Below are 24235 nucleotides of genomic sequence, written 5' to 3' on the forward strand. Positions count from 1 at the left end.
TCCGCAGCGATCAAATACTGGTTATGCATACAGATTGCCGTCGTAGACGCGTTGTTGCAATCGGTAATAGATAAATGGCGCGCGCAACTTTTTGCATAAAAGTGATCAGATGGGGGAGTTGATCGCGTAACATTTATGGCCCGCAGCCGCAGGTAGCGGGACTTTTCAGGGTTAAGGTAAGGGTTATGAGCATGAAGAATTTGGGGCTGCCACTGGTTGCACTCACTTTTCTGGTATTGGCCGGTTGCGCGACGCAAACCGTAGTGACATTGCAAAATGGCACGCAGTATTTAACCAAAGACATACCGAAGACCAATACCGCCGACGGTTTTTATGAATTCACCGACATCGCCGGCAAGCACATCCGCGTCAGAGCCGGCGATGTGGCCACGGTTCGCAAGGAAGACTGATCCCTCACTGCCGCCCCCGATCAAACATGTGGGAGCCCGCCGGCTCCCACCCTTTGAACCGCGTGCCAACGCGGTTTCAACCGATCACGACACCCTCCCCCGACCAATTGCTCACGCCCACCAGCGTCACCGAATCCGCGCCAAAACTGATTACCGTATCGCCACCCACTACCTTGGTGTGCTCGCGATAATCCAGGCTGTCCTGCACATCCGTGAACACCAGTTTGTCGGTTGACTGATAGCCGATCACCCGATCCTGACCAAACTGCCCGCCGAACAGAAAGGTGTTATGGCCACTGTTGTCGCGGAGGGTGTCGTTGCCTTTGCCGCCTTCGATGAAGTCCGCGCCCTTACCGCCCTGGATCAGGTCATTGCCGTCGCTGCCGATGATGAAGGTGTTGCCCTTGTGCGGCTCGGCATTGCGGTTGAGGTCCTGCACCCAGGTAGTGGCCCGCGCCGGATCGGACAGGTTGGCAACGATCACCGTAGAGTCCCGGCTCATCTGCTCGTAGAACCCGGATCCGAGAACCCGGGCCAGGCCATCGCCATAGCCGCTGGGCAGGTGTGACACCCAGGTCGGCAGGTTGGCAATGGAAAACGGCAGCACGTTCCACAGCGTCGAGGCGTAGTGATCGTTGAAGCTGACGATGTTGTCGGTGGTCGATTCGTGGGGTTTGTCATGCACGCCCAAGGACGACAGGTTGAAGGATGAACCGTCCAGCGCACGGAATACCGGGTCGTTTTCATAGCCGATATTCAGCACCTTGTCGCCGGCGCTCTGGGTCGGCGACGCGTAGGCCACATAGTTGGCGTCCTTGTAGAACCCCGACCATTGCTGGTCGCTCAACTCCGCCAGGCTGTTGACCGCCAGCCCGCCCAGGCTGTGGCCGCTGACCACCACGTCGGAACCGCTCAGGCCATGGGCGCCGGCATAGTCGGCAAGCGTTTTGAGCAAACCGCCAAAGGCTTCGCCGGCGTAGTTCTTCGCGTAATCCTTGGGGCCCAGGGCGGCGAGCAGATCGCTGACCAGATCACCGATGGAATCGCTGATCAGGCTTTCCCGCGGCCCCGACGTACCGCGAAAGCCGATGCCGATTTCGAGCAAACGGCCCGCGTCATCGTACTTGCCCAGCACCTCGACCTGCGCGGTGGTATAGCCAGCCTTTTCGCCAAAAAACGTGCCTCGGGCGTCGACCTTGCCACCGTAACCCAGGGTGCTCGCGCTGATCGGCGTCCATCCGGCGTGTTGTACCGCTTCCAGGGCGGCTTTTTCCGAGTCGGGATTCCACGGGATACCGGGAATCACGCCTTGGGAGTCGGAACCGCCAAGCAATGCACCGACCAGCGTCGCCGGCAAGCCAACGCCCAAGCCGTTGTGCTGATAACCCACGGCAAAGCCGTTATCCAGGTTGTGGTAGGTATACAGCGTGATCGCCATCGCATCGGTGAACAGCGCCTTGGAACCCTCGGTGCCGAGGTTTTTATAATCAAAGATACCCATCGGTAGTGCCTCTCTGTTGTTGGACTTGTCCAGAAAGCGCAATGACGCCCCAGGTGGCGCTACGGCTGGTTGCGCACCGGCCCAAATGCCTCATCGACTTGCGCCAGGTCGGTATCGCGCAGGTTGCCGGCGTAGTAGTGCAGTTTGGTCCAGGCCATCAGGTAGTCGTAACGCGCCTGGGCCAGGTCGCGCCGGGTGCTGTAGAGCTGCTGCTCGGCGTTGAGCACATCAAGGTTGACCCGCTCGCCGCCGAGGATGCTTTGCCGGGTCGACACCACCAACGCCTCGGCCGAGGCCAGGGCTTTCTGGTACGCGCGTAGCTTGCTGACGCCCGACAGGCAGGCGCTGAACTGGCGACGCAGTTCGATCAGGGTTTCACGGGTCTTGCCTTCCAGCTCGTATTCGGCCTGCTCCATGGCGCGACTGGCCTGGCGCGTGGAGGCAGAGACAGCGCCACCGGCATACAGCGGCAGGCTGACTTCGACGCCAATGGTGTTGGTGTCGTAGCGCTGGTTGTAGGTGTTGCCGCTGTCGGACTCCTGCTGGCGCGAACTGGCATACGCGGTGATCTTCGGCAGGTGCCCGGCGCGGTTGCGCTCCACTTCATAACGCGCCACTTCCAAAGCCTGGCGTTGCGAGGCCAGCGTCGGGTTGTTGCTGATCGCCAACTCGTGCCAGGTGTCGTAGTTGGCCGGCGTCAGGCTAAAGGCGGCGAAGCGCTGATTGAGCGGCGCGAGGTCGTTGATGTTGACACTCTGCACGCCGATCAACGCGCCCAACTCTCTTAACGAGGCGTCCTGTTCATCCAGCGCCTGGATTTCTTCGGCGGTGGCCAGCTCATAGCGTGATTCGGCTTCAAGAATGTCGGTGCGTGTGCCCTCGCCCTGCTGGAACAGGTGCTGGTTCTGCTGAAACTGCTGCTCGAAGGCCTTTTTCTTGGCGCGTGCGATCTCGATCTGGTCTTGGGCGAACAACGCTTGGGTGTAATAGCTCAGCACCCGCACCAACAGCGCCTGGCTCTTGTCGCGAAAACTTTCATCGGCAAACAGCGCCTGGGCCACGCCCTTGCGGTAGTTGGCATAGGCTTCGTAGTCGAACAGCGGTTGCTGCAGGCTGAAGGTTGAACCGTAGCTGTTGTAATTGCGCTCGTCGCGATAGCTGCCGCCACGTCCGTCAGGCAGGTGCGCTTGGGAATTGTTGCGCCCTTTGTTGTAGTTGTAGGACAGCCGCGGCAGCAGCCCGGCGCGGCCGATGGTGCGGTTTTCCAGGCCGGCGTCGCGCTCCTTGATCGCGCCGAGGAACACTGGATCGTTGCGCAGGGCCTGTTCGTACACATCGAACGGGCCCATGGCGGCCTGGGCAGGCGCACAGGTCAACAGCAAGGCAATGAACAGCGGTTTCATGTTCATTCCTCGGTCAACGCAGAGCCGGCGCGGTCGAGCAGCGGCTTGAACAGGTAATTGAGCAACGAGCGCTCGCCGGTGCGCACGAACATCTCAGCGGGCATGCCTGGCTTGATCACCAGGCCGTGGAGTGTTTCCAGCGCGGCCTCGCTGACGGTGGTACGCAGCACGTAGTACGGCGCGCCGGTTTTTTCGTCGAGCAGTTGGTCGGCGGAAATCAGGCTGACCTCCCCCGGCACACGCGGGGTACGGCTCTGATTGAAGGCGGTGAACAGAATATCGACCGGCAGATGGGTGCCTACCTTGTCCACCAGGTGGACCGGCAAATGCCCCTCGACTTCCAACCGCGTGCCCTGGGGCACAATTTCCAGCAAGGTTTCCCCGGCGCGCACCACCGCCCCTTCGGTGTGCACGCCAAGGTTGACCGCAATGCCATCGGCCGGCGCGTTGATTTCGCTGTGTTGCAGGTCGAACCCGGCGGACGTGAGTTGCTGCTCCAGTGTCAGGCTGCGCAGTTGCGCGTCGGCCAGTTGGCTGCGCACTTCCTTCTGGTATTCCTCGCTGTGCTGCTGCAGTTTGAGCCGCGATTCGAGGATGCCCTGCTCCACGCGGCCGCTTTCGCCAGTGTTTTGCGCCAGGTCCTGTTGCACCTGGGACAACTGGCGCTGGTACTCCATCAAGCGGTTGCGTGGGATGTAGCCATTGTCGGCCAAGGGCTGCAGATTGCTCAGTTGGTCGCGCAGGGATTGGGCCTGGGCGGTCAGGTCGCTGCGCGCGCGGCGCATGCCATTAAGCTGCGCCCTGGCGCCGTCGATATTCGCGCGAATCCCCGCCTGTTCACGGGCCAAGGCTTCGCGGCGGCTGCTGAACAGTTGGCGTTGGCCTTCTAACACCAAGGCCAGCGCGGGGTCGGGAGTGGCGCTGAGCTCGGCGGGAAAAACGATGACGGAGAGATTGTCGCGTTCGCTCTGCCAACGCGCCACACTGGCCCAGGCCATGCGGTACTGCGCTTGCAGCGATTGCACATCAGCCTGGTTCTGGGTCTGGTCGAGACGAAACAGCGGCTGGCCCTGTTTGACCGTCTCACCTTCACGCACAAGAATCCGGCTGACCACACCGGGGCTGAAGGTCTGCACCGCCTTGCGCTTGCCCGAGACCACCACGGTGCCCTGTACCGGAATGCCCTGGTCCAGCGGCGCCAGGCTGGCCCAGAGGAAGAACCCACCGGCGCCGAGCACCGTCAGCCACCAGCCCATGCGCACAAAGAAACCAGCGTCGCGTTTTTCAACAGTAAGCATGCTCATGCGCCTGGATTCCTTCCGGCTTGATACTGACGACTGAAACTGACGCCGGTTTTTTCCTTCGGCGTCTCTTGCTGGCCGGACAACGCGCGCAGCACGTCCTGGCTCGGCCCAAACGCCTGCAGGTGGCCTTCGTTGAGTACCAGCAACTTGTCGGCCTGGGCCAGGGCCGAAGAGCGGTGGGTGACAAGAATCACGCTGCTGCCCTGGGCCTTCATCTGCACGATGGCGCTGGCCAGCGCGGCTTCACCGACGGTGTCGAGGTTGGAATTGGGTTCATCCAGCACGATCAGCCGCGGCCCGCCATACAGCGCACGCGCCAGGGCGACCCGTTGCTTCTGGCCGCCGGACAGGCCGCCGCCGTTGTCGCCCAGCACCGTGTCGTAGCCTTGGGGCAGGCGCAAAATCAATTCATGTACGCCAGCCTGTTGTGCCGCCTGGACCACCTGTTGCGGGTCGGCATCGCGAAAGCGCGCGATGTTGTCGGCAATGCTGCCACTGAACAGTTCGATGTCCTGGGGCAGATAGCCAATGTGCGGGCCGAGATCGTCACGGTCCCAGCGGTGGATATCCGCGCCATCCAGGCGCACGGTGCCGGCCAGGGTTGGCCACACGCCCACCAGCACACGGGCCAGGGTGGACTTGCCGGAGCCCGACGCGCCAAGCACCCCCAGCACTTCGCCGGCGCCCAGGTTGAAGCTGACCTGATGCAGCGTCGCCAGGCGTCGACCCGGCGGGCCGGCGCTGACCTGCTCGAAACCCACCTGGCCCTTGGGCGCGGGCAATGCCATCTGCGCGACTTCCGGGGGGAACTCGCGCAGTAACTCGTCAAGCCGCTGATAGGCCAGCTTGGCCGAACTCCACTGCTTCCACACCGCAATCAACTGGTCGATCGGGCTGAGCACCCGGCCCATCAGGATGGAACCGGCGATCATCATCCCGGCGGTCATCTCGCCTTTGATCACCAAAAACGCACCCAGGCCGAGCACCAACGATTGCAGGCACAGGCGCAGGGATTTGCTCAGTGAGGTGATTACCGAGCCGGTGTCGCTGGCCGTGTTCTGCAAACCCAAAAACTGTGAATGCACGGCAAACCAGCGCTTGCGCAATGCGCCGAGCATGCCCATGGCCTGGATGGTGTCGGCGTTGTGCAAATGGCTGGTGGCCAATTGGCTGGATTGCTGGGAGTAACCGCCGGCCTCACCCAGGGGCTTCTTGGTCAGGTATTCATTCAGGCAAGCCAGGCCGATCAGCAACAAGGCCCCCGCCGTGGCCAGCACGCCCAGCCACACGTTGAACAGGAAAATCACCAACAGATAGATCGGAAACCACGGCGCATCGAAAAACGCGAACAGCGCCGGTCCGGTGATGAACTGGCGGATATGGGTCAAATCAGCGAGGGATTGCCCGGCATGCCCCTGGCCGCGCTGCAGATTGCGTTCGAAGGCGGCTTTATATACGCGCAAGTTGAAGCGTCGCTCCAACTGGCTACCGATGCGGATCACGATAAAACTGCGGATCACTTCCAGGCAGCCAATAAAGGCGAAGAAGCCTACGACCATCAGTGTCAACATCACCAGTGTGGTTTCATTCTGGGAGGACAACACGCGGTCATACACTTGCAACATATAAATGGACGGCACCAGCATCAGCAGGTTAATCAATGCCGTGAAACAGCCAACGCTGATCAAAATACTTTTATATTCACCCAACGCCTTGAATAACGGCGCGACGACTTGGGGCTTCGCCATAGTGTTTGATCTTCCTTGAACCCAATGACCGGCAATAGTTGCCCCAGCCCCTAAATAAGCGGTGGCCAACTAGTAAACTCGAGTTATAGCGTTATAACTGGAAACTAAGGTATTCGTTGCAATATCACGAGAACGCCGGATGGCGTGCGTGCCTGGTATTCACCGTCGCGCTGGCGATTCAAGTGGGTAATCCCTGAGCCTTCGGCATTCATCAACCAGATCCCGTCCGGTGTCGGTGACCACGTCAGGGGTTTGTCCCCCAGCCACTGCTCAACACATGCCACGTCGCCACCCAAGGCGTTGGCCTGCTCCAGCAAATCCAGGGCGCAGACCTGACCCTCTCGGTGCAGTTGCCAATGTCCGGCCAACTGGGCGGCGGTGGGTAAAACAAGACTGCTAGCCATTGCGTGGGCTCCTGCCGACACGAACAACACCTGTAGGACACAGGCGATCAAATGAGAAAAACGCGGCATGTATATGCTCCCTCCTGGAAGCGCGGCGCCGAAGCACCGCGCGCGTGCATCAGGCCACGATGTCGCTGATCGCTGCCTGGCCCACGGTGGTGACGAGGAAATCCGCCACGCCGTGCCCGGAGAAGTCCACGGCCAAGGTACCCAGGTTGGTGCCCGAGGCATAGCTCAATACCGCGTCGCCGGCATGCCCGGTGAACGCGTTGACGAAGCTCAGGCCCGCGCCTTGGGTGATGCCGCTCAGGTCGATCTTGTCGGAGCCGCTGGTGAAGTCGAAGATCTTGTCCGCCACCCCTGGCTTGGAATCGGAACTGGCACCGAACACAAAGGTGTCGTTGCCGGCGCCGCCCCACAGTTGGTCCGCCCCGCCAGCGCCGTAGATGAGGTCGTTGCCGGCGCCGCCCTTGATCAGGTTGGCGGCATTGTTGCCGATGATCAGATCGTTGCCCGCACCGCCGAAGGCGTTTTCCACGGTGACGCCCTTGGCGATGGATACGTTGCCCACCAGGCCGCCAACGTCGGAGAACGAGGCCTCATTGAGGTTGATCTTCTGGTTTTGGGTGAAACCGGAGAAGTCCAGGGTGTCGTTGCCACCGCCGTCCCAGACCGAAAACACCAGCTTGTCGGCGTTGGAGGTGGCGCTGAGGAAGTCACGCCCGGTGTTGGAGTTGAACCCGTAGGTGGTGTCACCCGCGCGGGTGGCGTAGTTGGCGCCGTAGAGCTTCTGGATCGCCGCAATATCGTCGATCAACGGCCCGGAGGCATAGGCTTCGACCCCGCCCTTGCTGAAGTTCTGGTTGGTATTGCTCTCACTCCAATAACTCATGAGGCTGTAGCCGCGCGTGTCCTGTCCATAGGTCGCGTCGTTGTAGGTCGGGTTGCCATTCCCGGCGTTGTAGTCGCCAGGGTGAGCCAGGCCCAGGGTATGGCCGATCTCGTGGGTCAGGGTCTGCCGGCCGTAGTTGTTCAGGTCCGGGGTCTTGTTGGGCGTGTAGCTGCTGTTGGTCAGGTACCACGAGGTGCCGTCATAGCCCGCGCCGGTGCCGGGCAGATAGGCGAAGGCCGCCGCGCCGTCCTGGCCGCCGCTGTAGTTGCCGAAGGTCATATGCGCATCACCGCCGCTGGCCTTCTCGGTGAAGGCGACGTTGGCGACATCCGACCAGGATTGCATGGCCAGTGCGGCCTGGGCTTTCTGCTGGCTGTTGAACTGGCTAAAGCCCGAGATGCCATGCTTGTTCAGCGTGCTCGAGGAGGCCGAGGTCAGGAAGGTGTAGGTCAGGTCGATCTTGCCGTTGCCGTCAACGTCCCGGTACGCGGCGCCATCGCGCAGCAGTTGGGTGGCTGCCTGGTCAACGGAATAAGAGGGTTTGCCATTGATCGTGAGGTTGCCGCCACGGTCGTACAAATGACTGAAACTATCAATTTGCGTATACGCAGTGCTGGCTTGCGCGGCAGATACAATAGCCTGGTCTTTTACTTTTGACATAAACGTACTTCCTTGTGTGCAAGTGCATCAGTCTTGGGTCGATAGGAACCTCGCTGGCGAGATCGTCCTATCACTCGCCTCTTTTGAAGGCGTCACGAAACTGACACAACTTGAAATCTTTCGTCTACCTCTATTTGCGCAGTAAAACCGACCCATCGGCAACTTAAGCAAGTCGTGTGCAATGTTTGCAGGGGGCTAGTTGCTTTTGTCCTACAAAAAGCAGCGCGCTGTTATTTAAATATTAAATAGCGGTAAAGCCGCTCAACTTGAGCGGCGCACTTATTTAAATGGATCCAATATATTGTTACGGTGTCATTGGCGACATTAAAGAGCCACCACCTTTATAAATACACAGAATTATCGGCAACTGTTCCAGCCCGCCTGGCGCAATGCCTGCAACAGTGTCTCGCCGTCCAAACCCGGCACCTGCACCCCGTCATCGGTGGTCATGCTTTCACCGGCCAGCATGGCATTGATGATCGCCTCCTCCACCGCCTCCGCCGCCGCGAGGAACAACGGGGAAATATGATCGTTATTGACCATCTGTAACGCGGTGCTGAACGCCAGGTCCTTGCGCCCGTAATCCGCCGGGGGCAGCGCCTGATTACCGGTGGCGAAGGCCAGGAATAGGTCACCGCTGGAATCCTCGGTGCCGCCGCCGGTGCGCGCAATCCCGATGGACGCGCGCTGCGCCAGGCGTTGGCATTGATGGGGCAACAAGGGCGCGTCGGTGGCCAGGATCACCACGATCGAGCCCATGCCCGGCGTGCCCCGCTCGGCGAACGGCGACGCGATCTCCATCAAGTGCCGGCCCACCGGGTAGCCGTCGACCCGCAATTCCTGGCGCTTACCATGGTTGGCCTGCACCAGCACCCCGACCGTCCAGCCGCCCTGCTCCGCCGGCAATCGACGCGACGCGGTGCCGATCCCGCCCTTGAATTCATGGCAGATCATCCCGGTGCCGCCGCCCACCGCACCTTCCTGCACCGGGCCGCTCTCGGCGTGCTCCAGCGCTTGGCGCACATGCGCAGGCTTGACGTGCTGGCCCCAGATATCGTTCAGCAGGCCGTCGTAGGTTTCCATCACCACCGGCATGCACCAGTACACGGCCGGATCCGCCAGGCGCTCGCGCTCCAGGGCAATCAGGGTGTCGCGCACAATGCCGATGCTGTGGGTGTTGGTGATCGCCAGTGGCGTGGTCAACAGCCCCGCTTCGCGGATCCACTCCAGGCCCGTGGCATCGCCATTGCCGTTGAGCACGTGATACCCGGCAAAGCACGGCTGGTGCCGCGCCTCGCCGGCACGCGGCTGGATCACCGTGACGCCGGTGCACACCTGTTTACTGTCGACGCGGGTCTTGAGCGTGCTGTGGCCGACCCGGACCCCGGGAACATCGGTGATGGCATTCAACGCGCCGGGTGTGCCCAACCCCAACGTGATGCCCAATTGACGTGCGCGCATAACCACTCCTTACAATTTCTGATACGCCGGACTCGACCGGCCACTGATGCAATACAGAATCACCGACAGCGCCAACAAGCCGATGATGACCATGATGTCGCGCACCGACGCCTCAGCGATCAAGGTCATCAACAGATACCCGGCGCCCAGCACCGCCAGCAATGCCGGCAGCGGCCATAAGGGCATGCGATACGGATGCGCGCGCTCATGCAGCAGCACCCGGCTCATCAGCGCGCTTAGCGCCACGATCAGGTACACCAGCATGATCAGCAGCACGCTGAACGAGGTGAGGTCCGCCAGATTGGAGCTGAAACTCAGCAGCGCCGAAGGGATCGCCAGGAACAGCGTAGCCAACCAGGGCGAATCCCAGCGCGGGTGAATGCGTGTGAACAGCGTGTTGATGGTCGGCGTCCACAGGGCATCGCGGCCGCTGCTGAACACTACGCGGCCGATCTGGATCACGATGGCGACGATGGCGTTGAACACCGAGAGAAAAATCCCGGCACTGACCAGGCGTGACAAGGTTTCGTTGCCGTGGCTGGTCAGCAGGTAGCCGATGGGGTCGGGGCTGCTGATCATCGCACTCAGCGATGGCGCGCCAATCAGCAGCGCCGTGATTGGCACCAGTTCAATCACCACCACCAGCCCCAGGGACCACAACACCGCTTTGTGTACGCCCTTGCCGCCGCATTTCATGTCTTCGGCCAGCAGCACCGCCGGCCCGTAGCCATTGAAGGAAAACAGGCCAATGCCGACCGCGCCAATCACCAGGGCCCAAGGCGCCAGGTGCAACATACCGTTTTCGACGATCTGCGGCTCAAACAACACGCTGACCGGCTGCACCGGATGGCCGAAGCCGAGGAACACGATCACCAGCAAGGCCGCCACTTCCAATAGCAGGCAGGTGCCGGTGATCCAGGCATTGAGCTTGATGTTGAGGATGCCCAGGGCGTAACTGCACACCACAATGACCAGGGCGACGGTTTGTGAGTCGAACTTAGTGCCCAGGGCGTTATTCAAGTAGGTCGCCGCGCCCGTCGCCAGTACCGGCGGGATAAACAGCAACATCACCAGCACCGTCAGGAACGTCGCATAACCCGCCATGCCGCCGAACACCCGCTTGGCATACACGTATTCTCCGCCGGCGCTGTTGTGGGCGCGGCCCAATTCGGCGTAGCAAAAGGCGAACATCAGCGCGAGCAAGGCGGCCATGACAAAAGCCAGGAACACGCCGCTGCCCGCCTGTTGAATGGCGAACGGGGCGATCACGAACACCGAGCTTGCAGGCGTCACCGCCGAAACGGTAATGGCTACCACATCGAAGACGCTCAGGGTGGGCTTGAGCACGCCGTCTGGCGCGGGGGAAGCACTCATATCGTTATCCTCTGTCGTTGTTTTTGGTGTGAGGCAGAAACGAAAAGTCTGAAAGTCGTGGGATATGTTTCCCACTCAATGATGGCGACGTTAAAGCCAGAGGTGTTGTCAGCCAATTCCCCTATTGGCGTACTCCCCTTGACGACACCCGCTAAAAACCGAACCCTTGGCCGATCTTTTGATGACGGGAGACTGTGACATGAGCCTGTTCCGGGAAGTCGGCATGCACGCGGGGCTGGGGCGCACCCTGTCACAGATCGGCACCGATCGATTCTGGAAACAGCTGGTGCTGTTGCTGCACCAATGCCTGCCGTTCGATAACGCCCTGGCGATTTTCTACCCGCTCGATGGCCTGCCCCAGGCCCTTGAGGAATACGACGCCCAGCCCAGCAGCAAACCGGCGTCGATGCTGGTGTACCTCAACGGCCTGTACGTGCTCGACCCGTTTTTCCAGGCTTGTCGCGAAGGGTATGCCAGCGGCGTGTACCGCCTGGAGGAAGTCGCGCCGGACCATTTTCGCCAGAGTGAATACTTCCTCAACTACTTTCAGGACAACGTGCTGGAAGACGAGGTGCAATTGATCCTGCAGTTGCCCGGCGCGGGCACGTTGTCGCTTTCACTGGGCATGCAGCGGCGTTTCAGCGCTGAGGAAACCGGGCTGATGACCACGTTGGCGGCGTGGGTGCTGCCGTTGATGCAGCAGCACTGGCAGCAAAGCACCCAGCGTGTACCGGCGGCGCAGGCGATGGCCAGCCAGATTCGCGATGCGCTGAGCCATTTCGGCTGCGGCGTGCTCTCGGACCGCGAGCTGGAGGTCGCCCGTTTGGTATTGCGCGGGTTCTCCTCCAAGGCCATGGCCGAGCGCCTGAGCATCTCGCCGGACACGGTAAAAGTGCATCGCCGGCACCTGTACGCCAAGCTGGATATTTCCTCGCAGCCGGAGTTGTTCTCGTTGTTTATCCAGTCGTTGGGGCATGATCTGGAAAATCCGTAGGCGGGCCGCGCGATTCGCGGTGCGCGCATTCCTTAGGGATCTGGATTGGCCAGGTCGCCGGTGTGGCTGGAGCGGCTCAGCGCATGAAACTTTCCATGAAACCGGCCACGCCGATCGCCAGTTTGCGGCGCCAGGGCGCGGTATCGGGGTTGGCCAATACCTGGTCTTCATGCACAAAACTGCGAATGATCGCGTTGTAACCCAGCCATCGGCACGGCTCCGGCTCCCAGGCCTTGAGCGCCTCCAGGCCGCGTTCGCGGATGACCCAGGGCTGATGGGTCAACGGCGTATCCAGGCCCAGGATCAGGTCGGCCAGGGTGCGACCGCCCAGGTTGCTTGCACCGACGCCCTCCCCGCCGTAGCCGCCGGACAGCGCGATGCCAGTGGTGTGATCGCAGAGCATGTGCGGTCGGAACTGGCGCGACATACCGAGGTTGCCGCCCCAGGAGTGCGTAATCCGCACGTTCTTCAACTGTGGGAACAGTTCGCCGAACAAATAGCGACGCAACTCCACTTCGCTGTCGGTCAAATCGAAGTCCTCGCGTAATTTGCCGGCAAACTGATAACCGCCACGGGCACCGAACACCAGGCGGTTGTCGGCCGAGCGCTGGCCATAGGTGACCTGGCGACTGCTTTCGCCGAAGGCCTGGCCATGCCTCAGGCCGATTTCGTCCCAAGTGCTGGCGGGCAATGGCTCGGTGGCGACGATCAGGCTTTGCACCGGCAGTTGGTAGCGGCCCAACGGCGCCAAGGTCGTTGCGTAGCCCTCGACGGCCGGCACCACCCAAGCGGCGCGCACGCCGGCCTTTGCAGTGCGTAGGCTGCCGGACTGCCAATGGGTCACGGGCGAGTTTTCGTAGATCGCGACCCCCATGCGTTCCACCACCCGCGCCAGGCCGCGGACCAACTTGGCCGGGTTGATCGTCGCCACATGCGGCGCATAGACCGCGCCATAGGGCTTGGCGATACGCAACTGCTCGGCCAGTTGTTGCGGGCTGAGCCAGCGGTAGTCGGCCTCGGTGAGGCCTTGGGCATAGAGCGTGTCCAGGTAAAGACGCAGGCTGCTTTCCTGCTCGGGGTAACGCGCGGCGCAGTAGAGGGCGCCGCCCTTGCGGTAGTCGCAATCAATGCGCTCGCGGGCCAGCACCTGGGCCACTTCGTCGGGAATACCGTGCAGCAGGTCAAACGAAGCACGCCGGTGCTCGGGCGCCAGGTCGGCGAGCAAACGGTCTTCACCCAGCAGGTTGCCCATCAACCAGCCGCCGTTACGCCCGGACGCGCCGAAACCGGCGGTTTGCGCCTCGATGATCGCAATGTTCAGCTCAGGCGCCTGGCGCTTGAGGTAATAGGCCGTCCACAGGCCGGTGTAACCAGCGCCGATGATGGCCACGTTGACGTCCAGCTCGTGCTCCAAGCTAGGCCGCGCCACAAGCGGGTCGTCCAACTGGTCCATCCATAAACTTATCGTGCGCCATGCCGGCATGCCGGGTTCCCCTACCTCGTTTCGATAGGCTGGATACTAAGGCCGGATGTCAGGGGTTGTCTTGTGCGCGTACACACACAAATGTTGGAGCGACCTGCTGCCCCCATCAGCGCCGAATCAATCGGCTTACCGATACAGGCAGCGGCCAGCGGCGGCCTTCAATGGTTCGTCGGAACCTCTGACTAGTGGCCTTTTGCCCGGCCGCGACGAGGATATGACCCACGTCAACCTATAGGAAAAGAACTGCCGAACGGAACGAAAAAACTCCGCAGACGTGCGCAAACGGGTGCTACTTTTAGACTCTCACTCGCCATGATCTGTAACGGTCCTGGCCCCTGCCGCGAGCTAAAGGAAGCGCTCAATGAACAAGGTGGGCAACATGAACAAAGTGACATTCCCCAACGCCTGTCAACTAATGCGCTGGCATTTTCACCCCATGGGCTTCGAAGGGAGTATGGATGCCCCCGGTAGTATGGTCGCGCGTCTGTTCGACCGCGCCAGTGGCGAGACGCTGATCGCCATCGCCGGCATCCCCTGTGCCACGGTGATGAATGCCGCCGATGTAGAGCGCATCATCGAGGCGGTGGAAGCGGAGCTGGAGTGTTTTGTGCCGCCGCATTTGTTGAGGGCTTGAGCGCGCAAAGCAGGCAGGCTCGCTCACTATAGGGGTATCAGTCGCCTGTTTTTTCGACTGATGCGCCGCTATCGCGGGCAAGCCCGCCCCCACACTGGGCCTGTGCCAGACGAGGCTTAGCGCTGATCGTCAAAAAACGCTTTCTTGGCGTCTACCCGTTCCGATGCCTTCGGTACATTCACAGCCTGGCCCTCGGGCTTTTCCACATACCAGTAGCAATGGCTTATGGCGCGGGTAATGCCGACATAGGCCAGGCGCAGCACTTCGTCTTTTTGCGCGTTGTCATACGGTTCAGTGTCGCCAGCCTTGCCCAGGCCGGCCATCCGGTACACCTGGTTCTTGTAAGGCGAACGGGTGACATGCTGGCAATCCCCAAGCAGGAAAACCGCATCCGCCTGCAGGCCTTTAGCGCTGTGATAGGTCAGTTGTTTGAGCCTGCGCGCTGCGGGCGGCAAACTAGAATCAACATTAACTACAGAGTTAATATGCTCTTTAATCAATAGTTTATCGCTGCTTTTTCGATAAAGCATTAACACCGAATCGCCCTTTTCATAGTGTTCCTGCAGTCGACGCCCCAGCGCCGCATCGTCGCGTTCCAACACCGTAACGGGCACCAACGCCTTGGGTGCGCCGCAGGCCTTGGCCTTCTTGCCGGGGATCGCCGGCGCGGCGCGCACAATGTGTTCGGCGGCATCGATGATGTGCTGATGGCTGCGGTAGTTCTCGCCGAGCATGACGCGGGTGGTACTCGGTGACGGAAATTCCTTGTTGAACTCCATGAAATACTTCGGTGAACTGCCGCGCCAGCCATAGATCGACTGCCAATCATCCCCCACGCATAACAGTGACGAACGCTGAGCGCCGCGTCCTACATGCATGGCCGGTCCACGGCTGCGGATTTCACGCAGGCTGGCGCGCAGCCAGGACACGATCTGCGGTGAGACGTCCTGGAACTCATCGATCATCAGGTGTGACAACGGCCGCAACAGGGGGTCGCTGAGCAACTTGAGGTTTTCCGGGGTGTTTTCGCCAAACAACGAGAACATGCGGTTGTAGGTCATGATCGGCGGCGACTGGTCGAGCAGATGGTCTTCCAGGGCTTTCCAGAAAATGCTCAGGGCCTCGAAGAAGTAACGGTCCGGATCGTCCTTGGCGAAGCTCATCTGGCCCACAGCGCCGGGCACATCCAGACCGAGATTCTCGATGAAGCCTGCGGCCATGACAAAGCAGTCCAGCAACGGCGCCGACGCCAGCTCGCCTTTGACCTTGTAATCGAACCCCGGCCCTGCGCTGGCGTCACCGGCCAGGCTGCTCAAAAGACGCTTAGATGACTCATAGCTATCTAACCATATCAAAGGCTTACGACAGAATGCTTGAAATAAGGTGCGCTTTACCGACCACTCCGCACGTACCGACAGCTTGGCATTGGGGCGGCTGACCTGGGCGTTTTCCCGTGAATCGAAGCCCAGCACGACCCAGGCATCCAGCTCGGGAATATAGCCATGGCAATGAAACTGCGCGCCATTGATCTCTACGGTCTGGCGACTTGGCTCAATCCCCTTGATGGGCCAGGCACCCGCGCGAAACCACAGGTCTTCAATCACGTCACACAGTTCTTCATCGCGCTTGGCGGCCAGTTCCGTTACCGCCATGCGTTTCTGCACGTCGGGGTGATCACGCTCCAGCTCCTTGAGCTGCAAGCCATGGCGCGCCAGCGGTGCAATCAGTTCGCGAAAGCGCGCATGCTGGCCGTGCAGTCGGTGGTAGCAGGCGTTCATCTGCTGGCGCTGTGCCTCATTGAGGCGCAGGTCGAACGGGTTGCTGTCCGCGTCCTCGAAGCCCGCGCTGAGGTTCTCGAACGCCTGCAACCGTTCGAAGCCCGGCAGGCTGCGCACCATCGGCAGGATACGCGAGTGAAAGGTCCGCACTACAGCCTGGGCTTGTTTTATATCAATGGGCTGCCCCCACAAGCTAAGTATTTCCATGAGCTTGTGGATGAAGTCCTTGCGCGACTCACGGGTGAACGTCACCACGGTCATCGAGCTCAGCTCGAAGCCCAGGTAATGGGTGAGCAGCAGGATACGCAACACCAGCGAGGTGGATTTGCCCGCACCGGCACCGGCGATCACTGAAGTGGACGGCGTGTCGCTGAAGATCATCTTCCATTGCGCGGCGCTGGGCTGCGCGTGAGCCGGCAGCAAGCGCGCCACATCGGCTTTGATACGCTTTTTCAGATCGGCCGTGAGGGGCAGCCGCCAATCATCGAACAGGCTGTCATCCACCCCCGGCGCACGGTGTTCTTGCGGGCGGAAGTCGCGAATCAGCAAAACTTGCCGGCCTTCCTCGATGCCGTCGGCCTTGCCCTCGCGATAGCCGTACTCAACGCCCGCCTCGTGCCCACTGCGAAAACCATCGGCCTGCCCATGCAGCCAGGAGAACCGGTGCTGCGCGCGCAAGCGGGTCAGACCATGCCCGAACAATCGGGCGGCGAGCCGCTTCAACCACGGCATTTCAGCCAGGGGGCGCAATTCAGGGGGCAGATCAGGCTGTTGTTGCGGCACGCGGACTCCTGCGATGAGCTGGGTGTTGACGAGTGCGCCATGGTCGCCGGAATCGCCACGCAGTTCCAGCCAATTGCTTTGCCGTCATGCAGTTAGGCGATGAAGTGAAAGTCAAAGCGCCCGAAACAAATCCATTAAATCGATAGGAATAAGGCACTTTTTACGCTTTTTATCGATCATGCGCTGTTAGATGATAAGCGCCATCAACGGGAGACGATCATGCTCGAATTACGACCTTTCACCGCCCTGGGCGGCGCCCATCATGGCTGGCTTGACGCCCATCATCACTTTTCATTCGCCGAGTACCACGACCCCAAGCGCATGCACTGGGGCAACCTGCGGGTCTGGAACGATGACATCATCGCGCCCGGCACCGGTTTTCCCCAGCACCCGCACCGCGACATGGAAATCATCACGTATGTGCGCGAAGGCGCCATCAGCCACGCCGACAACCTCGGCAACAAGGGCCGCACCGAGGCGGGTGACGTGCAGGTCATGAGCGCCGGCACCGGGATTGCCCACAGCGAATACAACCTGGAAGCCACCCCCACCAAGATTTTCCAGATCTGGATCATCCCCAACGAGGCCGGCCTGCCGCCGTCGTGGGGCGCCAAGCCGTTTCCGAAAGGTGACCGCGAGGGCTTTGTGACACTGGCCAGTGGCAAGGCCGGTGACAGCGAGAGCCTGCGCATTCGGGCGGATGCGCGCCTGGTGGCCGCCAATCTGAAAGCCGGGGAAAGTGCCGAATACCGCCTGGACAGCGGGCGTCGTGCTTATCTGGTGCCCGCGACGGGAGTGATTGAGGTCAATGGCCTGCGCGCACACGCTCGAGACGGTGTCGCGGTAGAAGATGAACAGCTGTTGCACGTCACCGCGATAGAAGACAGCGAGATCGTGCTGGTCGACCTGGCCTGATCTCGAGGCGAAATGTAGGAGCGGGCTTACCCGCTCCTACATTGACGCAGGTGTGTCAGTTAGCGCTGATGGCACCGTCTACCAATACCTGCGCTTCTTCTACCAACTGCTTGAGGTGATCTGCACCGATGAAGCTCTCGGCGTAGATCTTGTAGATATCCTCGGTGCCCGATGGCCGCGCGGCGAACCAGCCGTTTTCGGTCATGACTTTCAAGCCGCCGATCGCCTGGTTATTACCCGGCGCATGGCTGAGGATCTGCTGGATGCGCTCCCCGGCCAGTTCGGTGGACGTCACCTGCTCCGGCGACAGCTTGCCCAACAGCGCCTTCTGCGCCGGAGTGGCCTTGGCGTCGACGCGAATGGCGAACGGTTCGCCCAAGGCGTCGGTCAGGCCACGGTAGATCTGGCTTGGGTCCTGGCCTTTGCGCGAGGTCATTTCTGCCGCGAGCAACGCCGGGATCAAACCGTCCTTGTCGGTGCTCCACACGGTGCCGTCCTTGCGCAGGAACGAGGCGCCGGCGCTTTCTTCACCGCCAAAACCCAGCGAACCGTCGAACAGGCCGTCGGCAAACCACTTGAAGCCGACCGGCACTTCGTACAGGCGCCGCCCAATGCGCGCCGCGACGCGATCAATCAAGCCGCTGCTGACCACGGTCTTGCCCACAGCCGCATCGGCGCGCCAGTCGGGACGGTTCTGGAACAGGTAGTCGATGGACACCGCCAGGTAATTGTTCGGCGCCAACAGGCCGCCGGACGGGGTGACGATGCCGTGGCGATCGTGGTCCGGGTCGCAGGCGAAGGCCACGTCAAAACGCTCCTTGAGACCGATCAACCCTTGCATCGCGTAGCTGGACGATGGGTCCATGCGAATCTGACCATCCCAGTCGACGCTCATGAAACGGAAAGTAGGATCGACTTCGGTGTTGACCACGTCCAGGTTCAAACGATAGTGCTCGGCAATCGCCGACCAGTAGCGCACCCCCGCTCCGCCCAGTGGATCGACGCCCAGGCGCAGGTCGGCGCTGCGAATCGCGTCCATGTCGATCACATTGACCAGGTCGGCCACGTAGCGGTTGAGGTAATCATGGCGATGCGTGGTATCGGCCTTGAGCGCCTGCGCGTGGGTAATGCGTTTAACCCCGGCCAGTCGATTGGCCAGCAGTTCGTTGGCCTTGGCCTCGATCCACTTGGTGACGTGGGTATCGGCCGGGCCGCCGTTAGGCGGGTTGTACTTGTAGCCACCGCTTTGTGGCGGGTTGTGCGACGGCGTGATGACAATGCCGTCGGCCAGGCCGCTGGTGCGACCGCGGTTATAGCAGATGATGGCGTGGGAAATGGCTGGGGTTGGCGTGTATTCATCGCCCTCGGCGAGCATCACATGCACACCATTGGCCGCCAGCACTTCCAGCGCGCTGGCCCCTGCGGGCGTCGACAACGCATGGGTGTCGAGGCCGACAAACAACGGCCCGTCGATACCTTGGGCTTCGCGGTACAGGCAAATGGCCTGGCTGATGGCAAGCACATGCCATTCGTTGAAGCTCAGTTCGAACGAGCTGCCACGGTGCCCGGAAGTCCCAAAGGCGACGCGCTGGGTGGAGATTGCTGCATCAGGCTGGCCGGTGTAATAGGCCGTGACCAGTCGCGGGATATCTACCAGCAACTGGGCTGGCGCCGGTTTGCCCGCAAAAGGACTGATTGTCATGCATAAACCTCGGAAAGAAGGATTCGGAAAAAATGACAGTTTACTGAGAGTTGGACTACCGCGCGATGTTATCGATCCCACGACAGCAAGAGATTTTTCACACGCTAGGAGGTCTGCGCCTGCAGCAAGGCCTGCGCCAGCGCATCCAATGCGGCGTCCAGGTTCGGGTGCCCGTTGAACACGTGGCTCAGCCGTAGCTGCTGATGATGCAGGCCACTGAGGCTGAACAACTCCCCCGGAGCAATCACCACCTGCTGCGCCAGCATGCGCTGGAACACCTGACGCATGTCCACCGGTGCCGACGAGTGCAGCCAGAAACTCGCCCCGGCCAGCGGCATACGGTAAGTCACCCGCCCTGCCAGGCGCTGATCCAGGCGCTGGCTCATGGCTTCGGCCTGCTCGCGCAGGCGCTGGCGCAGTGTCTGCAGGTATTGATCCAGTCGCCCGCTTTGATACAGGTGGGCAATCGCGCGCTGGCGGATCGACGACAGTCGAAATGAACGCAGCAGGAACTGGCGCTGCAGTTCACTGCTCAGGTGGCGTGACAGCACGTAACCGAACGGCGCTTCCGGGCCGAGTATTTTTTCGAACGACGAGAACACGATCAGCCGTTCCGGGCTGACCAGGTTGCGCAGCGCCGTATGGTTCTGCGCAAAGCCCAACTCGCCAAAGGTGTCATTCTCCAGCAGCCAGCAGCCATATTCTTCCAGCAACTGCGCCACCCGCAGGCGCTCATGGTTGAGCATGGCGCTGCCCGAAGGCATGCCTACCAGCGATGACAGCAACACCAGGTGGACGGATTCATGGCGCAGCAGGTGCTCGAACCTCGCCAAGTCCAGGCGGCCGTCGACCTGCCAGGGCAACTCAATGACGCGCACGCCGACAGCCTGCAATAGGCGCAGTATTAGCCAGTCGCAGGGAGACTCGACCATCACCGTGGCGCCCCGGAGCCCCAGCACATCAATGAGAATTTCCAATACGCCGCGCAGATCAGCACCGATATAGACGTCGTCGGCCTGCCAGCAGCGGGTCGGCGATGAGGTGTAACGCGCCGCCAATGCCGTGCGCAGCTCCCACACGCCGCAAGGCTGCGACCAGGGTTGCAACTGACGTGGGTGCCGGCGCACCAGTTGGCGTTCGAGCATCAGCAATGCGCCGTCCAGCGCACCCAGCAGCGCCGGCTCATCACCGCTGAGTACGACCATTCCGGGCCGCCGCGCCGCCGTGTACAAGCGCTCCAGCAGATCGGCACCAGCCGCCATCTGCGGATTGGCTGCCACGGGCCAGGCGAAATAGCCCGATTTGGCTACCGAATACACCCGCCCTTCCTTTTCCAGCAGCGAGTACGCGTATTGAATCGTCGAGATCGACACGTTCAAGCGCGTCGACAGCTGGCGCAAAGAGGGCAGTTTGACGGGCATGTCCAGGCTGACTTCGTTGATCAGGTTGATCATGTAACGGTACACCGCCTGATAGGCGAAATCCGCCTGCCGTTCACCTCGCAGGTTCATGGCTGCCCACCTGGACACACATCCTGGCGCACCCGACTAGCGCCCGAACAACTGAAACGCACGCGCCTCGGCGTTGGTCAGCAGGCGTGCGGCGCGGCGCTTGCGCGCGTCAGCGCCACGCTCAACCTCCAGCGGGCGCTTGCGGTAGAGGTGCTGGAGCAACGACAGCGGCAAGCCGCTGGTGTCGATGGCCCACTGGTGCAGCATCTCGGCAGCCGGCTTGCCCTGGAGCGCCTTGTGCAACTCGGGGAGCGCCACCAGCATGCCGGGATGGCATTCACGCAGGTAACCCTCCAACCGCTCACCATGATGGATGAAGGGAGAAAACAGCAGACAGGTCAACGGGGCCTCCTCCAAGCCAAAGAACGCTTGGGCGTAGGTAGTCGACAGTGCGCGCCCGTCCTCACTGCCCGCCTCTGCGATCAGATGTTCAGGAATTTGCTGGCGGCACATGCAGTCCATCGCCTGGCGTATAAAACCCGCCACGCCGTCCTCGTAGGACAGCTCGCGCAGGCACTCGGCCTGCAACCCCCGCAGGTGAGCCATGAGTAACGGGCTGGGGTAGGCAGGATGGCTGAACTGAAAACCAAATGGGTCGGGTACATAGCTCAGGAAATCAGTGAGCAGAGGGGTCGAAGCAACATCTACGTTGTTAAACAGGTCGGCGATGCCGATGTAGGCCAAATGGCGATGCCCTCCTCGGCCAGGGCTCTCATGTGCAACGTATTGCTCGCCATAGAGGCTTTGATAACAGCCGTTACTCCATTCCTCCATACGTGCGAACAACCCGGTGAGCGACGCCGGTTTGCCGGGCGGAGTGCTGATGCCGGCCGCTTGGGCCGCGCTTTTCAACCACGCCAGGTACTGGCTCTGCTTGCGTGGCGAGTCACCGCTGACCAGCGCATGCACACCACCGCTCCAAGAGCTGACACGCTGGTAGAAATCCCCCAGGGACAGGTAGGTATCGGTACACAGCGTCGCACGAATATCCCCGGAGGTCAGGTGCCCCACCATCAACACATTGCGCTGACTGACCTCTCTGCCTGCACTTGAGGTCGCGCGCAGGTGGTTGAACGGCTGCACTTCCTGGTTTTCCACCATCAGCAACTCAACCCGCGGGTCGTCATGGAAAAACAGTGTGCTATAGCCGCGCTGGAGGCTGTCCAGCGTGGCCTGGGTCATGCCGACATGTCGTAAAGTCGCCACGCGCAGGTGAAAGGTCCTGGGCGCACGGCCGGCGATGGTCAGTTGCGCCGCACGCAGCAGCGCCAGGGTGTAGCTGCTGACCTCGCCGCCCCCATGGGCAACCAACACTTTGTAATCGCCTACTTGTTCCATGCCGCCGGCAGCGACGACAATTCGCTGGATCAATAATTGAAGTGCGGTACGTTCGGCGCGCGTAAAGTGCCCGACCAAACGTTGCAGAACTTGCTGGTAAACATAGTTCATGGCTTGTTCGTGAGTTGCGCTCATAGTTCTACTACCTGAGTTGAAATATCAGTTTCAAGTAACTGCCGAGATTATTTGCTCGACCCATTAGATGCGTAGAAATGTCGTTCACCGCTCAAGGGTGACGATAAATAAACCTTAGCACGCTGTAACAAATCGACAGGGAACGCCAATTGTGTACCCTTCGCGCCGCCTCTCCTTGAGACCCCTGCGCCAGGGCACACCGGCAACCCTAGGAACGTTCCGACAACGTCCTACACTGACTTGAGCAAGAAACTAAGGACGCATCCGACATAAAGGAAAGATCCAACTTAAAGAATTCAACTTCAATAAATTGGAATTACCTACCCCAACGCCATCACCCTGCCGCCCAGGTATGCATCGCGATAATTTAAGTTCATACGTATCAGGCCGAAAAATCAGACATTCAATCATTGCTCAATCCTTGAGATGACAGTGAAGGCTCGATTATCGGCAATGGCATAATGATTAACAGATACAGAACGCCGCAAGAAACCAGTTCAGATGGCAATTGGGCGAGCCGTTAATTGCGCGCACACACAGATGCCGCGCTGGAATTCAGCGCGGCATCGGGGGCAAACCTCGTATTTTGCGGGGCCTAGCGCCCAAACGGGGGCTTAAACCCTGCGTGGGTTAAGCCCTGACAAATGGCGCATTTGCCCCATCCATTCAGACGCCCGAGTATTCATTTGCGAATACTCCTACAGCTCAAACAGCCTCAACCTGCAATGCGACGCGCTCACGGCACGGGCATTCGTCCATGTAGCGGTGCGCTTCGACGAACTGGCTGAATGGAAACACTCTGGTTTTCAGCGGGATCAGCACACCATCGGCGGTCAGTTGGTTGATATCGCGCAACGCGCGTTGTAATGCCACTTGGTCCTGGACGATGCCCAGTTCCGGTTTGCCGGTGAAGTTGCCGATGCAATGCACAAAGAACTGAATATTCTTCTGGAACGCTGCACAGGCCGGGAATGGCGTCTGGTTGCCACCTTGCAAGCCATACAGCACCAGGCTGCCACGCGGAGCCAACACATCGCCGAGTAACGACATCTGTGGGCCGCCCAGGCCATCGAACACCACGTCGACGCCGCGGTTGTCGGTGAACTTGTTAATTTGCATGAGCAGGTCCTGCTCTTCGGTGACGATGACCTTTTCCGCCCCAAGGGACAGCAGGTACTCGCGCTCCGCGCTGTCCTTGGTCGCCGCGATCACCCGCACGCCCAAGGCCTTGCCCAGTTGTACAAAGGATGGACCGGCGCAGTGGCTGGCGTCGGTCACCAAGGCAAACTGGCCGGGTTTGACCCGCGCCAAGTCCACATACGCAAAATACGCAATCAACAGCGGCGTGTAATGCACGCTGGCTTCGATCGGGCTCAAGACATCCGGATAACGGGTCAACGCCGAACGGGGCAAGACGATCTGTTCGCCATACACCGGGTAATCATTGGGGCTCTCGGCGGGAAAGCTGGCGACTTTATCGCCCACTGCCAAGTCATCCACGCCGTCGCCCAGGGCCACAACGACCCCGGCCATCTCATGGCCAAGGCCGGACGGCAAACGTGCGTGGGAAGACGCCAGGTTCTGGCGCCACAAAATGTCGTACCAACTGATGCCAATTGCCTCGACACGCACCTGCACTTCGCCCGGTGCGGGCTGCGCGGCTGCATGCTCTTCGCACTTGAGCACCTCAGCCGGACCAAACTTGTGAAAACGGATCGTGCGGGACATCGCAAACCTCGTCAAAGTAACCTCTATTGCCCTGAACTCTATCTGGGCTTTCCCGGTAAGACCACAGGTCGCCATTA

At 60.8% G+C, this 24235-nt stretch carries 18 protein-coding genes; 4 read left to right on the plus strand and 14 right to left on the minus strand.

Annotation, left to right across the window (positions count from 1 at the left end; translation table 11 throughout):
* The first annotated feature begins 185 nt into the window (after positions 1 to 185).
* Complete coding sequence (locus P3S72_RS16060; RefSeq protein ID WP_276193066.1) at positions 186 to 410, plus strand: YgdI/YgdR family lipoprotein; 225 nt, start codon at positions 186 to 188, stop codon at positions 408 to 410.
* 76 nt (positions 411 to 486) lie between these two features.
* On the opposite strand, the gene P3S72_RS16065 is transcribed toward P3S72_RS16060, so the two are convergent.
* From P3S72_RS16065 to P3S72_RS16100, 8 genes are all read right to left on the minus strand, one after another.
* A complete protein-coding gene (locus tag P3S72_RS16065) occupies positions 487 to 1911 on the minus strand; it encodes a lipase (RefSeq protein WP_276193067.1) in 1425 nt (474 codons plus the stop codon).
* A gap of 59 nt (positions 1912 to 1970) precedes the next feature.
* Positions 1971 to 3314 carry a TolC family outer membrane protein gene (locus P3S72_RS16070; protein WP_276193068.1) on the minus strand — a complete coding sequence of 448 codons (1344 nt, stop codon included), beginning with the start codon at positions 3312 to 3314 and terminating at the stop codon, positions 1971 to 1973.
* A gap of 2 nt (positions 3315 to 3316) precedes the next feature.
* The gene (locus P3S72_RS16075) at positions 3317 to 4618 is read right to left on the minus strand and encodes an HlyD family type I secretion periplasmic adaptor subunit (RefSeq protein ID WP_276193070.1); all 1302 of its coding nucleotides are present in this window, start codon (positions 4616 to 4618) and stop codon (positions 3317 to 3319) included.
* A complete protein-coding gene (locus P3S72_RS16080; RefSeq protein WP_276193071.1) occupies positions 4615 to 6366 on the minus strand; it encodes a type I secretion system permease/ATPase in 1752 nt (583 codons plus the stop codon). The genes P3S72_RS16075 and P3S72_RS16080 overlap by 4 nt, the downstream gene beginning before the upstream one ends.
* A gap of 104 nt (positions 6367 to 6470) precedes the next feature.
* Entirely contained in the window at positions 6471 to 6839 is a 369-nt protein-coding gene (locus P3S72_RS16085) for a protease inhibitor Inh/omp19 family protein (protein WP_276193072.1), read from the minus strand.
* Between the two features lie 49 nt (positions 6840 to 6888).
* Positions 6889 to 8322, minus strand: coding sequence for a serralysin family metalloprotease (locus P3S72_RS16090; RefSeq protein ID WP_276193073.1), 1434 nt, complete (start codon positions 8320 to 8322; stop codon positions 6889 to 6891).
* Positions 8323 to 8679: 357 nt separating this feature from the next.
* Entirely contained in the window at positions 8680 to 9783 is a 1104-nt protein-coding gene (locus tag P3S72_RS16095; RefSeq protein WP_276193074.1) for a P1 family peptidase, read from the minus strand.
* A gap of 9 nt (positions 9784 to 9792) precedes the next feature.
* Complete coding sequence (locus P3S72_RS16100; RefSeq protein ID WP_276193075.1) at positions 9793 to 11157, minus strand: APC family permease; 1365 nt, start codon at positions 11155 to 11157, stop codon at positions 9793 to 9795.
* Positions 11158 to 11356: 199 nt separating this feature from the next.
* Here P3S72_RS16100 and P3S72_RS16105 point away from each other — a divergent pair, with 199 nt between their 5' ends.
* The gene (locus tag P3S72_RS16105) at positions 11357 to 12151 is read left to right on the plus strand and encodes a LuxR family transcriptional regulator (protein WP_276193076.1); all 795 of its coding nucleotides are present in this window, start codon (positions 11357 to 11359) and stop codon (positions 12149 to 12151) included.
* A gap of 76 nt (positions 12152 to 12227) precedes the next feature.
* Here P3S72_RS16105 and P3S72_RS16110 read toward each other — a convergent pair whose 3' ends face one another.
* Positions 12228 to 13634: an FAD-binding oxidoreductase gene (locus P3S72_RS16110; RefSeq protein ID WP_276193077.1), complete on the minus strand. Its 1407-nt coding sequence runs from the start codon at positions 13632 to 13634 to the stop codon at positions 12228 to 12230.
* 361 nt (positions 13635 to 13995) lie between these two features.
* Here P3S72_RS16110 and P3S72_RS16115 point away from each other — a divergent pair, with 361 nt between their 5' ends.
* Entirely contained in the window at positions 13996 to 14268 is a 273-nt protein-coding gene (locus P3S72_RS16115) for a DUF1652 domain-containing protein (RefSeq protein WP_247403740.1), read from the plus strand.
* Between the two features lie 116 nt (positions 14269 to 14384).
* Here P3S72_RS16115 and P3S72_RS16120 read toward each other — a convergent pair whose 3' ends face one another.
* Positions 14385 to 16829: a UvrD-helicase domain-containing protein gene (locus tag P3S72_RS16120; protein WP_276193079.1), complete on the minus strand. Its 2445-nt coding sequence runs from the start codon at positions 16827 to 16829 to the stop codon at positions 14385 to 14387.
* Positions 16830 to 17048: 219 nt separating this feature from the next.
* On the opposite strand from P3S72_RS16120, the gene P3S72_RS16125 reads away from it, so the two are divergent.
* A complete protein-coding gene (locus tag P3S72_RS16125) occupies positions 17049 to 17744 on the plus strand; it encodes a pirin family protein (RefSeq protein ID WP_276193081.1) in 696 nt (231 codons plus the stop codon).
* A 55-nt stretch (positions 17745 to 17799) separates the two neighbouring features.
* On the opposite strand, the gene pgm is transcribed toward P3S72_RS16125, so the two are convergent.
* The 4 genes from pgm to P3S72_RS16145 form a co-directional block, all read right to left on the minus strand.
* Entirely contained in the window at positions 17800 to 19446 is a 1647-nt protein-coding gene (gene pgm, locus P3S72_RS16130; protein ID WP_276193082.1) for a phosphoglucomutase (alpha-D-glucose-1,6-bisphosphate-dependent), read from the minus strand.
* A 104-nt stretch (positions 19447 to 19550) separates the two neighbouring features.
* A complete protein-coding gene (locus P3S72_RS16135; RefSeq protein ID WP_276193083.1) occupies positions 19551 to 20957 on the minus strand; it encodes a PLP-dependent aminotransferase family protein in 1407 nt (468 codons plus the stop codon).
* A gap of 36 nt (positions 20958 to 20993) precedes the next feature.
* Positions 20994 to 22430 (minus strand): hypothetical protein, encoded by a 1437-nt coding sequence (locus P3S72_RS16140; protein WP_276193084.1) that lies wholly within the window; start codon positions 22428 to 22430, stop codon positions 20994 to 20996.
* 705 nt (positions 22431 to 23135) lie between these two features.
* Entirely contained in the window at positions 23136 to 24158 is a 1023-nt protein-coding gene (locus P3S72_RS16145; protein WP_276193085.1) for a zinc-dependent alcohol dehydrogenase family protein, read from the minus strand.
* Positions 24159 to 24235: the final 77 nt, after the last annotated feature.

This window comes from Pseudomonas sp. D3, assembly GCF_029320995.1.
GTDB classification, from domain to species: domain Bacteria; phylum Pseudomonadota; class Gammaproteobacteria; order Pseudomonadales; family Pseudomonadaceae; genus Aquipseudomonas; species Aquipseudomonas paraveronii.

Excerpts from the sequence above, each read along its gene's own strand:
- P3S72_RS16085 (WP_276193072.1), bottom strand. The coding sequence starts at position 6,839 with ATGCCGCGTTTTTCTCATTTGATCGCCTGTGTCCTACAGGTGTTGTTC.
- P3S72_RS16095 (WP_276193074.1), bottom strand. The coding sequence starts at position 9,783 with ATGCGCGCACGTCAATTGGGCATCACGTTGGGGTTGGGCACACCCGGC.
- P3S72_RS16090 (WP_276193073.1), bottom strand. The coding sequence starts at position 8,322 with ATGTCAAAAGTAAAAGACCAGGCTATTGTATCTGCCGCGCAAGCCAGC.
- P3S72_RS16115 (WP_247403740.1), top strand. The coding sequence starts at position 13,996 with ATGAACAAGGTGGGCAACATGAACAAAGTGACATTCCCCAACGCCTGT.
- P3S72_RS16060 (WP_276193066.1), top strand. The coding sequence starts at position 186 with ATGAGCATGAAGAATTTGGGGCTGCCACTGGTTGCACTCACTTTTCTG.
- P3S72_RS16140 (WP_276193084.1), bottom strand. The coding sequence starts at position 22,430 with ATGAGCGCAACTCACGAACAAGCCATGAACTATGTTTACCAGCAAGTT.
- P3S72_RS16100 (WP_276193075.1), bottom strand. The coding sequence starts at position 11,157 with ATGAGTGCTTCCCCCGCGCCAGACGGCGTGCTCAAGCCCACCCTGAGC.
- P3S72_RS16080 (WP_276193071.1), bottom strand. The coding sequence starts at position 6,366 with ATGGCGAAGCCCCAAGTCGTCGCGCCGTTATTCAAGGCGTTGGGTGAA.
- P3S72_RS16135 (WP_276193083.1), bottom strand. The coding sequence starts at position 20,957 with ATGAACCTGCGAGGTGAACGGCAGGCGGATTTCGCCTATCAGGCGGTG.
- pgm (WP_276193082.1), bottom strand. The coding sequence starts at position 19,446 with ATGACAATCAGTCCTTTTGCGGGCAAACCGGCGCCAGCCCAGTTGCTG.
- P3S72_RS16145 (WP_276193085.1), bottom strand. The coding sequence starts at position 24,158 with ATGTCCCGCACGATCCGTTTTCACAAGTTTGGTCCGGCTGAGGTGCTC.
- P3S72_RS16110 (WP_276193077.1), bottom strand. The coding sequence starts at position 13,634 with ATGCCGGCATGGCGCACGATAAGTTTATGGATGGACCAGTTGGACGAC.
- P3S72_RS16070 (WP_276193068.1), bottom strand. The coding sequence starts at position 3,314 with ATGAAACCGCTGTTCATTGCCTTGCTGTTGACCTGTGCGCCTGCCCAG.
- P3S72_RS16075 (WP_276193070.1), bottom strand. The coding sequence starts at position 4,618 with ATGAGCATGCTTACTGTTGAAAAACGCGACGCTGGTTTCTTTGTGCGC.
- P3S72_RS16125 (WP_276193081.1), top strand. The coding sequence starts at position 17,049 with ATGCTCGAATTACGACCTTTCACCGCCCTGGGCGGCGCCCATCATGGC.
- P3S72_RS16065 (WP_276193067.1), bottom strand. The coding sequence starts at position 1,911 with ATGGGTATCTTTGATTATAAAAACCTCGGCACCGAGGGTTCCAAGGCG.
- P3S72_RS16105 (WP_276193076.1), top strand. The coding sequence starts at position 11,357 with ATGAGCCTGTTCCGGGAAGTCGGCATGCACGCGGGGCTGGGGCGCACC.